At 43.4% G+C, this 10,060-nt stretch carries 8 protein-coding genes and 1 pseudogene; 8 read left to right on the forward strand and 1 reads right to left on the reverse strand.

Going from position 1 to position 10,060, the window contains the following annotated elements; all coding sequences use genetic code 11:
• Window positions 1–22 precede the first annotated feature (22 nt).
• Window positions 23–349, reverse strand: a pseudogene (locus tag ATH1_RS0104925) (AbgT family transporter); the annotation flags it as partial.
• Between the two features lie 536 nt (window positions 350–885).
• Between ATH1_RS0104925 and ATH1_RS0104935 the strand changes: the two are divergent.
• The 8 genes from ATH1_RS0104935 (at window position 886) to ATH1_RS0104965 (ending at window position 9,881) form a co-directional block, all read left to right on the forward strand.
• A complete protein-coding gene (locus ATH1_RS0104935; protein WP_010418378.1) occupies window positions 886–1,857 on the forward strand; it encodes a glycosyltransferase family 4 protein in 972 nt (323 codons plus the stop codon).
• 8 nt (window positions 1,858–1,865) lie between these two features.
• Entirely contained in the window at window positions 1,866–2,393 is a 528-nt protein-coding gene (locus ATH1_RS22130; protein ID WP_010418381.1) for a hypothetical protein, read from the forward strand.
• The gene (locus ATH1_RS22135) at window positions 2,369–2,905 is read left to right on the forward strand and encodes a hypothetical protein (RefSeq protein WP_010418384.1); all 537 of its coding nucleotides are present in this window, start codon (window positions 2,369–2,371) and stop codon (window positions 2,903–2,905) included. Before ATH1_RS22130 ends, ATH1_RS22135 begins: the two co-directional genes overlap by 25 nt.
• Window positions 2,902–3,957, forward strand: coding sequence for a DUF354 domain-containing protein (locus ATH1_RS0104945; RefSeq protein WP_010418389.1), 1,056 nt, complete (start codon window positions 2,902–2,904; stop codon window positions 3,955–3,957). The genes ATH1_RS22135 and ATH1_RS0104945 overlap by 4 nt, the downstream gene beginning before the upstream one ends.
• Before the next feature lie 39 nt (window positions 3,958–3,996).
• Complete coding sequence (gene asnB, locus ATH1_RS0104950) at window positions 3,997–5,871, forward strand: asparagine synthase (glutamine-hydrolyzing) (RefSeq protein ID WP_010418391.1); 1,875 nt, start codon at window positions 3,997–3,999, stop codon at window positions 5,869–5,871.
• A 7-nt stretch (window positions 5,872–5,878) separates the two neighbouring features.
• Window positions 5,879–6,985 (forward strand): glycosyltransferase, encoded by a 1,107-nt coding sequence (locus ATH1_RS0104955; RefSeq protein ID WP_010418393.1) that lies wholly within the window; start codon window positions 5,879–5,881, stop codon window positions 6,983–6,985.
• Between the two features lie 76 nt (window positions 6,986–7,061).
• Window positions 7,062–8,726, forward strand: coding sequence for a capsule assembly Wzi family protein (locus ATH1_RS0104960; protein WP_010418396.1), 1,665 nt, complete (start codon window positions 7,062–7,064; stop codon window positions 8,724–8,726).
• Window positions 8,727–8,750: 24 nt separating this feature from the next.
• Window positions 8,751–9,881 carry a DegT/DnrJ/EryC1/StrS family aminotransferase gene (locus ATH1_RS0104965; protein ID WP_010418398.1) on the forward strand — a complete coding sequence of 377 codons (1,131 nt, stop codon included), beginning with the start codon at window positions 8,751–8,753 and terminating at the stop codon, window positions 9,879–9,881.
• The last annotated feature ends 179 nt before the right edge of the window (window positions 9,882–10,060 follow it).

The raw sequence follows: 10,060 nt of genomic DNA on the forward strand, positions 1-10,060 counted from the left end.
TCCTGCTTCAATTTCGTCAGGCTCATATTTCTTGTCGATGATGAAAATTACGTATCCGCCTTTTTTTAGATTTTGGGAGATCGAGCCAGTACCATACAAAAAGCAATGCCACCCACATAATAAATAATACAATGGCATAAGGAACAAGCAACGAGACCACGGTTCCGATTCCCACTTTCTTGTCATACTGCCGAATCCATCCAATCAGAAGGGGAAAATATACATAGAGCGGGCTAACGCAGTTGGTAATGCTGTCGCCCACACGATACATCAGCTGAACAAAAGCAGGAGTGAAACCCAATTGGGACAGCATGGGGATAAATACCGGTGCAAATATGGCCCATTTGGCCGATCCACTTCCCTTTTTTTATTGAATTTCTGCCTGATGCTTTTCTGTTGTATCCATAGGTGTTGCTTCTTTCTTTCCAAATATGGTAAAATTCTGTGAAAGGTCATTGGAACCATTTCACTTTTGGAACGGACTCTTTGCATTAATATACAAAATTGCTCATTTGGTCAAATACTTGTTGCTACTGACCAGTCTTCTCAGCATTTCGGATTCAGTTTCCTTAAATTTAGTGGGTATTACAAAAATCAATAGATCAATAGATTTTTAGATATAAGATGAAAGATGAATTATAATATTGAGCCCGGTATAAAAAGCCTTTTGACCCCTAAATCCCCTAAAGGGGACTTTTTCAAACTGCTGATTTTTAGCAGTTCCCCTTTAGGGGCAGGGGTAGAAATGGTAAAAATCTGCAGTTTGAAGGCTTTTTATACTACACTCAATATTGAAAATCAGCACTCACAGACAAATAATTGTTCAATAATAAATAATTGATTTATAGTTTATAGCAGAAGTTGACTGAGTATTGAAAAACAAAGATGGAGGAAATACCGGAAAGTTTTAGTGGAAAAATATTGTTTGTATGCAGTGGGAACAGCCATGGTCGATGTACCGCGGCCATTGAGGAACAGGCCAGGGTATTGAAAGAATACGGAGCAGAGGTTCATTTTTTCAGGATTGGGGGGAAAGGGTTGATGTCATATTTGTCTGCCACCGGTAAGTTAAGGCGTTATATGACCGGTCATTCTTTTGATGTTGTGCATGCTCATTACGGGTTAAGTGGTATGGTAGCGAGGCTGTCAGGTGCGCATCCTTTGGTGGTATCCCTTATGGGGAGCGATGTTTTCGGAGCCTGGTGGTTGAGGCTCGGGGTAAGGATATTTACAAGATTTTTCTGGCCGCTTACCATCGTCAAGAGCGAAGAAATGGCTGAAAAAGTGGGTGTACGAAAAGTGAAAATCATACCCAACGGAGTAGATATGAAGCTTTTTCGTGAAATGGGAAAAGCTGAAGCACGGCAAGAGCTTGAGATGGGGTTAAATGCTTCTTTTGTCATTCTCTGGCCCGCTAATCCGGCGAGAGAAGTCAAAAATGCTTCTCTTGCTCTTGCAGCAATGGAACGGGTTGAACATAGCCCGTGTGAACTGAAGATGGTTTTTGACCGGCCGACAGAGATGATGCCTTTGTACTACAACGCGGCCGATGTAGTGCTTCTGACATCAAAATGGGAAGGCTCTCCCAATGTAGTAAAAGAAGCACTGGCTTGTAATACTCCGGTTGTTTCAACCCCTGCCGGGGATGTGAAAAAATGGCTGAAAAACCTGGAAGGGTGTGCAATATGTTCCCCCGAACCAGGTGAAATTGCCTCCGGAATTGACAAAGCACTTGACCACAAAGGTCGGATTAACGGGAGAGAACGAATTAAAGAACTGGATAACAGAAATATTATTAAAAAATTGTTTTCGGTTTATGCCGAAGTGATGAATAATCCTTCACAGGGAATCAGATAACGAATGGTATGGCATTAAAGATTACAACAGATATTGGTCGGGTTAATACCCGGGCCTGGGAGAAATTTGTATATGACCATCCGGATGGAAATATTTTCCAGATGCCATGCATGTATGATATACATCAGAACACAAAACACCAGAAACCCTTAACTTTTTTTGCTTTTGATAACGATGAGCTTGTAGGAGTTCTGATGACGGTACATCTGACAAATACTTTTCCACCTCTGTCTTTCTTTACACGGAGGCAGATTGTTGTTGGAGGACCGTTAATTAAAGAAAATGACAGCGGTATTTTACTGGCTTTGTGGGATGCTTTGTTTCAGCAAACTGCCAGGTCTGTTGTTTATACAGAGATCAGGAATTACAGGTTAGGACTTTCTCTGAAGCCTGTTTATGAGGAAGCCGGGTTTTACTATGAGTCTTATCTGACCGTTAACATCGATATCAACCGGAAATCGGAGGAATTATGGGCATCCTTGTCTCCCGACAGGAAAAAAATATTGAAAAGATGGGGCAGGTCAGCCATGTTATAAAAAAATTGGAAGATGATAAAGAATTTCTGGATGCATGGCATATTCTGAGCGGAACCATCTTGTCGAAAGGACGACCCCTGTCACATCGTTCAATGATGTATGCGATAAGGGAGTCCAGAACACTAAAGCCTTATTTACGAACAAGGGGTTTGTTTATTAACGGAAAGATGATAGCGACAATCTGGTTGTTGCTTTTTGATGACAAAGCATCGGTATGGATGGAAGGCAACCTGCTCGATGAAAGCGAACAATGGCTTTACGACGGATTTTTGTGGGGCATTATTCAGGAGTTACAGAGCGAAGGCATCCGGTTCTTTGAACTGGGAAACGGCGGCAAACCCGGGCAGGATTTTTACATCCGTCAGTATAAAAAGTCTTATGGAGGTATGGTACGTGAGACAGGACGTTACATATATGTTCATAACTGGTTTTTATGGAATCTGGGAAGAATGTTTTATCAGTGGTATAAAAAACTCACGATATTTTTCTTCCGGAAATATTTTAGAATATGAGAATCATGTTAGATATAGGGCATCCGGCGCATGTTCACTATTTCAGAAATTTTATCCGGATCATGGAATCACGTGGTCACCGGTTTCTGGTTACTGCCAGAGATCGTGAACATGTGAAGGAATTGCTCTATTATTATGACATTCCTTACGAAAACAGGGGGGAAGGAGGTAAATCACTTCCGGGAAAGATATGGTATCTTGTGGGGACTGCATGGGAGCAGTACAGGCGTGCCCGGAAATTCAAGCCCGACTTGTTTGTTGATTTCAGTACTATTTACTCAGGTCCGGCAGCCCGGATGACCGGAAAACCTTACATCACCTTTACAGATACGGAGAATACCAGAATTTACAGACGCTTCATCGATCCGTTCTGTAAAAAAGTTTATACGCCCTCATGCTTTACAGGCGATTTGGGTAGCCATCACTACAGATTCAACGGGTTAATGGAATTGGCTTACCTGCATCCCGATTATTTTGAGCCCGATCCTTCTATACTTGAAGAGGTGAAGATTAAGCCGGAAGAGAGATTTGCCATAGTGCGGTTTGTTGATTGGATGGCTGTTCACGACAGGGGAAAACATGGTTTTTCCGACCGGAAAAAAGTAGAGTTGGTCAGGACTCTTGAACGATATGGTCGTGTATTTATCAGCTCTGAGGGGCCTTTGCCCGACGAGCTGGAAGCTCAGCGTTTAAGGCTGGCTTCGCATAAAATTCATGATCTGTTGTTTTTCGCCACTGTGTTGGTTGGAGAAGGTGCGACAATGACTACCGAAGCTGCTATTCTTGGAACTCCTGCCATCTATTTGTCCGATTTCAGGCTTGGGAACCTGCTTTATCTGGAAAATAATTACGGTTTGGTGCTTAATTACGGGACCACCGGGAAAGACCAGGCCATGGCACTGAAAAGTGCCGCCACTCTTCTTGGCCGCCCCGGAACTAAAAGTAATGCTGCCCGCCAGTCAATGAAAATACTGGAGGACCATATTGATGTGACCCGGTTTATGGTAGAAACCATTGAGCAGTTTGATGCCAATGCCGGTAAAGATGATTGACCATGTCAGATGCTTTGCCCGTTTTAAACAATTGAGAAAATGTGTGGAATAACCGGAATATTAACGCAAAATGGAACCACTGCCAATGAGGAAATTTGCAGGCGGATGACCAGGGTGCTGTCTCATCGAGGGCCTGACGGAGAGGGCGTTCTCTCCCTGGGGCCTGCTGCCCTCGGACATCGGAGGCTGGCCATTTTAGACCTGACCGTGACAGGGCGTCAACCCATGGCTTCGGCAGACGGGCGGGTGGTGGTAACCTATAACGGCGAAGTCTATAATTTCCGTGAAATACGTGCAGTTCTGGAGGAGAAGGGATATGTTTTTCGTGGCAGTTCCGATACTGAGGTCGTTGTAAATGCGCTTCATTTTTGGGGAACCAAAGCCATTGAAAAATTTAACGGTATGTTTGCCTTTGCCGCCTGGTTTAAGGATGAGAGCAAGTTGATACTTGCCCGCGATCGTTACGGCATTAAGCCGCTTTACTATATGCAGACAGAAGATTCTTTTCTGTTTGCCTCCGAAATAAAGTCCCTGCAACAGCATCCCGGTTTCCGGTTTCAAGTGTCCAAAGATGCACTTATTGAATACTTTTCCTTTCAAAATATCTTAAGCGACCTCACTTTATTTGAAAGGGTGAAACTTTTGCCAGCCGGTCACTTTCTGGAGGTGCAGCCCGGGACTTCAGAAATAAACGAATATTGTTACTGGGATTTTGCCTTTCGACCGGTTTCTATGGATGCCATTGAGGCTGAAGACGAATTGCAAGGATTGTTTGAAAAAGCGGTAGCCAGACAACTTGTCTCCGACGTGGAGGTAGGCGCCTATTTGAGCGGGGGTATGGATAGTGGCGGAATCACATGTGTGGCATCCAGGCAGTTTAAAAATTTGAAATCTTTTACTGCCGGTTTCGATCTTTCTTCCGCTTCAGGCATGGAGATTAATTTTGATGAGCGGGGACGCTCGGAATATTTGTCGAATCTTTATAAAACCGAGCATTATGAAGTAGTCCTGAAAGCCGGCGATATGGAACGTGTCATGCCGGCTCTGACCACTCATCTCGAAGACTTGCGGGTGGGGCAGTCTTATCCCAACTACTATATATCACGGTTGGCCGGACGGTTTGTTAAAGTCTGCCTGTCGGGTGCAGGGGGCGATGAGCTTTTTGCCGGGTATCCCTGGCGTTATTATCACAATTCCCGGAACGGATACAACAATGGTTTCGCCGATAGTTATTTCAGATACTGGCAACGGTTGGTACCCGATGATCTGAGAGAAATCTTTTTTACCCCGGCTGTCAGAAAAATGATTGATTTTGAACGACCTGCAAATGTTTTCCGGGCATTGCTGACCAATGGGCAGGCCAATGTTAGCGACCGTTCGCCGCAGACCTATATTAATAACTCTCTTTATTTTGAAAGTAAAACGTTTCTCCACGGCCTGCTTTTGGTGGAGGATAAGCTGAGTATGGCCCATGGCCTTGAAACCCGTTTGCCGTTTCTGGACAACGACCTGGTGGATTTTGCCATGAAGGTTCCGGTGGAATTGAAACTTCGTGACTGGCAGAATATGGTGCATATCAATGAGAACGATCTGACCGGAAAAAAACAGGTGAAATCGTTGTCGACAGATGGAAAACTGCTGTTGCGGAAAATGTTGCAAAAATATGTGCCTGCCGATTATTGTAACGGGCATAAACAGGGCTTTTCAGCCCCTGATGCCAGCTGGTTTAAAGGAGAAAGCCTCAATTATATCAGAAAATTGTTGTACAACAAGGAGGCACGAATCTACGAATTTATCGATTTTGATGTAGCACATCGCCTGATGGAAGAACACATGAAAGGACAGAAAAACAACCGGTTGTTGATATGGTCGCTTTTGAGTTTTGAATGGTGGCTCAGAATTTTTGGAAATTAAGAAGTAAATGAACAAAGTCAAACAAAAGAAAAGACCCAGAATATTTGTCGGCCCGGGTAATACTGCCGGTAATGCTCATTACATTGCCCGCTCGTTGCGTAAAGTAGGCGTTTATGCCCGGAGCTATTCCTACGAGAAGCATGAATTCGGTTATCCAACCGATAAGCTGGTTCTTCAGTTTCGTTCATTAAAAAGGAAAGGAGCCGTCAAGCTGATCAACAACCGGTTTGTAATACATCCTGTTAATGCCCTGATCAGATTTTTCTTTCTTTTTTCCGTACTGTTTCGTTACGATCTTTTCTATTTTATTTCTCCTGTCACTTTTTTCAGGAATCATCACGATCTGGCCATATTGAAATTTTTCGGTAAGAACGTTGCCTTTTTCTTTCCGGGTTGTGCCGAAAAGAATCCTTACGACGAGCTCAATACCATGAAATACAGTTTTTGCTGGTATTGTACCGATATAAAAAAGCAGAGATTTTGTCTGTGTGACCGCCCGGAAAAGAAGAAAGACCGAATTCGTAAGTTTGAAAAACATGCAGATTTTATTTTTTCACGGCTCAGCACTTCCGGCTATCTCAAAAGACCTGGAAAGGCATATCCTATGTGGCTCATGACCGATCCACCCGCAACTCCTGTTTCGCTTGAAAAGTTTAATGATTCTTCACCCGTTCGGATCATGCATTTTCCTTCTCACCGCGAACTTAAAGGTACCAAATATGTGGAAGCGGCAATCTCTAAGCTCAGGGGGAAATATGAAATTGATTATATATCAAGGCGAATGTCTAATCAGGAGGTGTTGAAAAATCTTGAAACAGCGCATATTCTTATCGACCAGTTTACGCATACTTTCGGATTACTCTCGGTAGAAGGCCTTTCACGTGGCTGCGTGGTTATTTGTCGCATCGAAAACTGGGCCCGCAAGAGTTATCCCGATTTACCTGTGGTGAGTTGCAATCCCGAAGACCTGGAAGAAACCATTGCAGGATTACTGGCAAGTCCCGAAAAAATGAAAGAAATTGCGAAAAAATCTATTGAATGGTATCAGAGGAATGCCACGCTTGAGGTGGTAGGCAACAGAATGTTGAAGGTCTTTACAAATGATAACTTTTAGCGTGTCGGATGAAGCTTAAGGGTCCCGGTGGACTTAATTATTATCAGACATTCGTAATGATTCAACGAAGTATTGAATGAACAAAAATTATTGTATAAAGCGTACAGTTTTCCGGTTTGTTTTCTTTGCTCTGGTGTTATCGGGGCAGGGCTTTTTATTGCAGGGACAGCATGTACCTGTGCATATTGACAATAGCGGGATTTATGATTTTATTGATGAACTTGACAATGAGGGAATTATTGATGTTAATACGATTGCAAAACCTTTTAGCCGGTTGGAAATTGCCGGTTTTCTGGCAGAAGCAGAAAAGAGTGAAAATCTTACCCGTCGCCAGCGCAGAGAGGTTGATTTCTATCTTCGCGATTTTGGCAGGGAATTGTCTTCTGAAGAGTTGACCAACAAGCGTTTCGACCTTTTTTATTACAGCGATTCACTGTTCAGTTTAACGGTCAATCCTGTTTTGGGAGCCGGTGTCTTTTTGTCGGATGGATCGGCAGGTTACTATCGCTACAATGGCGGGGAGATATATGGCTCAGTTGGAAACCATTTTGGATTTTATGGAAGTTTACGTGACAACCACGAGTCAAAGGTAATAGGGGGGAGGGCTTTCTTAATACAAAAAAGAGGGGCGGTATATAAGAGCGACGATGAAGCCCGTGATTTCAGCGAAGCCCGTGGAGGCCTCACCTGGTCGTGGAACCGGGGCCAAATAGGGCTGCACAAAGACCATTTTACCTGGGGACATGGGTACAACGGTGCCAACATTTTTTCAGGCAATGTCCCTTCGTTTGCCTTTATTTCTTTGAAGGTCAACCCTGTTCCATGGTTTGAGCTCAGATACGTGCACGGCTGGCTGGTCTCGGAGGTTGTCGACAGTGTTCGTTCTTTCCGGTATTATGACGGAACACGGGAGGTTTTTGCCGATAAATATTTGGCTGCCAATTTTTTGACTATCCGTCCTCTTCCGCAATTATATGTTTCAGCCGGGAATAGTATTGTTTATGCCGACACACATGTAAACCCGGCTTATCTGATACCTTTTCTTTTTTACAAGTCGGTGGATCATACCTATAACGGTGCATCCAATGAAGTAGGACAAAATGCACAGATGTTTTTTGACATCAGCAGCAGGCAGTTGAAACACTTTCATCTCTATTCCACCATCTTTGTGGATGAGATATCAGTAAACAGGATGTTTGATAATGAACAGCATTCCAATTATATAAGTGCTAAGGCTGGTGTCAGAATGTCCGGTGTACCATCAGGTATGTCTTTAACGGTGGAATATACACGTACCAACCCGATGGTGTATCAACATAAAATACCAACAACTACCTGGGAGAGTAATGGTTACAATATGGGTCATTATTTGAGAGACAACAGCGACGAATGGTTCCTTGAAGTCGGTTATCGTCCTCTTCGCGGCGTGAATTTGCAGTTGTCTTATTCTCATGCCAGGAAAGGTAAGGATTACCAATCTATTCTGATCAATGGAGAAGAAGCCGACCATCCTGAGATTAATCAGGAGGAACCACGGTGGGGACTGCCTTTTATGAATGAAGTCCGGCTGAAAATGGATAAAATATTCTTGAAAGGCACGTGGCAGGTCATCAATGATGGTTATGTGTTTTTTGGAATCGGTTATAATAATTTTGAAGGTGTTGATATCGAAAAATATATTCCCCCGTTCTACCGCGACGGAGGTTTCTCGGGTTCATTTGGTGTCAATTACGGGTTCTGATAATCAGCTGAAATCTAAATATTAATGTCGAATACCCAAAACATACAGATGGTTGACCTGGTCGGTCAGTATCAGCGGCTTAAGCAGGATATTGAGCCGGCTATGGAAAAAGTTGTGGGCGGAGGGCAATACATTAACGGACCCGAAGTTCATGTTTTTTCAGGCGAGTTGGAACGTTATCTTGATGTGAAACATGTGATCCCCTGCGGTAACGGAACGGATGCTCTCCAGGCAGCATTGATGGCCCTTGACCTGCAGCCGGGAGATGAGGTTATTTCTTCCACGTTTTCATTCATTGCTTCGGTTGAGGCGGTTGCCCTGCTCGGCCTGAAACCGGTTTTGGTTGATGTTAATCCTGCTACTTATAATATTGATCCTGCTGCTGTACGAGATGCCATTTCGGAACGAACAAAGGCGATTATTCCCGTTCATTTGTTTGGACAGGGAAGTGCCATGGACGACATTATCCGGATTGCCATGGAAAATGATCTGTTTGTCATTGAAGATGTTGCCCAAAGTCTTGGCGCCCATTTTTCGATGGATGGTAAAAAGGTAAAACTGGGAACCATTGGTCACATTGGGTGTACTTCGTTTTTTCCGACTAAAAACCTGGGTTGTTATGGCGATGGAGGAGCTTGTTTTACAAACGATGATGATATTGCTGAAAAAATCAGGATGATTGTTAATCATGGTGCCCGAAAAAAATATTTTAACGAACGCGTCGGTTTGAACTCGAGGCTTGACACTCTTCAGGCGGCTGTTTTGAATGCCAAGCTGGGGCATCTTGACGATTTCATTGACAGAAGACGATGGGCCGCAGCAATCTATTTTGAGGCATTGAAGGATGTACCATTTTTGTGCCTTCCCGCGCAGGAGAGAGGAGCCGACCACACTTTTAATCAGTTTACCGTGAGAGTGTCCGGCGGCCTGAGAGATAAGCTGAAGAAATTCCTGAATGAGAATGGCATTCCTTCAATGATCTACTACCCTTTGCCATTGCACCGGCAGCCTGTTTTTGCGCCTTATTGCCGCCACGGGATATCGCTTCCGGTAGCTGAAATGATCTGCGGAGAAGTACTTTCGTTGCCTATGCATACAGAGTTAACAGAGGATGAATTATTGTATATTACACAAAAGATTAAACAGTTTTCATGAAACGAGCATGGCAAGGAATACTTTAATAGATTATTAGATTAATAGATTAATAGATTAATAGATTAATAGATATAAGTAATTTAGTCATTAGTTATTAGTCATTAGTCATTAGCCGGTAGTATGAATTATGAACACAACATACGTCTTTGCTTTTAAGCTTTTTTTCTAACCCCATGCAA

The organism is Anaerophaga thermohalophila DSM 12881, assembly GCF_000191885.1.
Taxonomy (GTDB): domain Bacteria; phylum Bacteroidota; class Bacteroidia; order Bacteroidales; family Marinilabiliaceae; genus Anaerophaga; species Anaerophaga thermohalophila.

What these genes read in the sequence shown, in the direction of transcription:
- ATH1_RS22130 (WP_010418381.1), top strand. Translation starts at nt 1,866, where the DNA reads ATGGCATTAAAGATTACAACAGATATTGGTCGGGTTAATACCCGGGCC.
- ATH1_RS0104960 (WP_010418396.1), top strand. Translation starts at nt 7,062, where the DNA reads ATGAACAAAAATTATTGTATAAAGCGTACAGTTTTCCGGTTTGTTTTC.
- ATH1_RS0104945 (WP_010418389.1), top strand. Translation starts at nt 2,902, where the DNA reads ATGAGAATCATGTTAGATATAGGGCATCCGGCGCATGTTCACTATTTC.
- ATH1_RS0104935 (WP_010418378.1), top strand. Translation starts at nt 886, where the DNA reads ATGGAGGAAATACCGGAAAGTTTTAGTGGAAAAATATTGTTTGTATGC.
- ATH1_RS0104955 (WP_010418393.1), top strand. Translation starts at nt 5,879, where the DNA reads ATGAACAAAGTCAAACAAAAGAAAAGACCCAGAATATTTGTCGGCCCG.
- ATH1_RS0104965 (WP_010418398.1), top strand. Translation starts at nt 8,751, where the DNA reads ATGTCGAATACCCAAAACATACAGATGGTTGACCTGGTCGGTCAGTAT.
- asnB (WP_010418391.1), top strand. Translation starts at nt 3,997, where the DNA reads ATGTGTGGAATAACCGGAATATTAACGCAAAATGGAACCACTGCCAAT.
- ATH1_RS22135 (WP_010418384.1), top strand. Translation starts at nt 2,369, where the DNA reads ATGGGGCAGGTCAGCCATGTTATAAAAAAATTGGAAGATGATAAAGAA.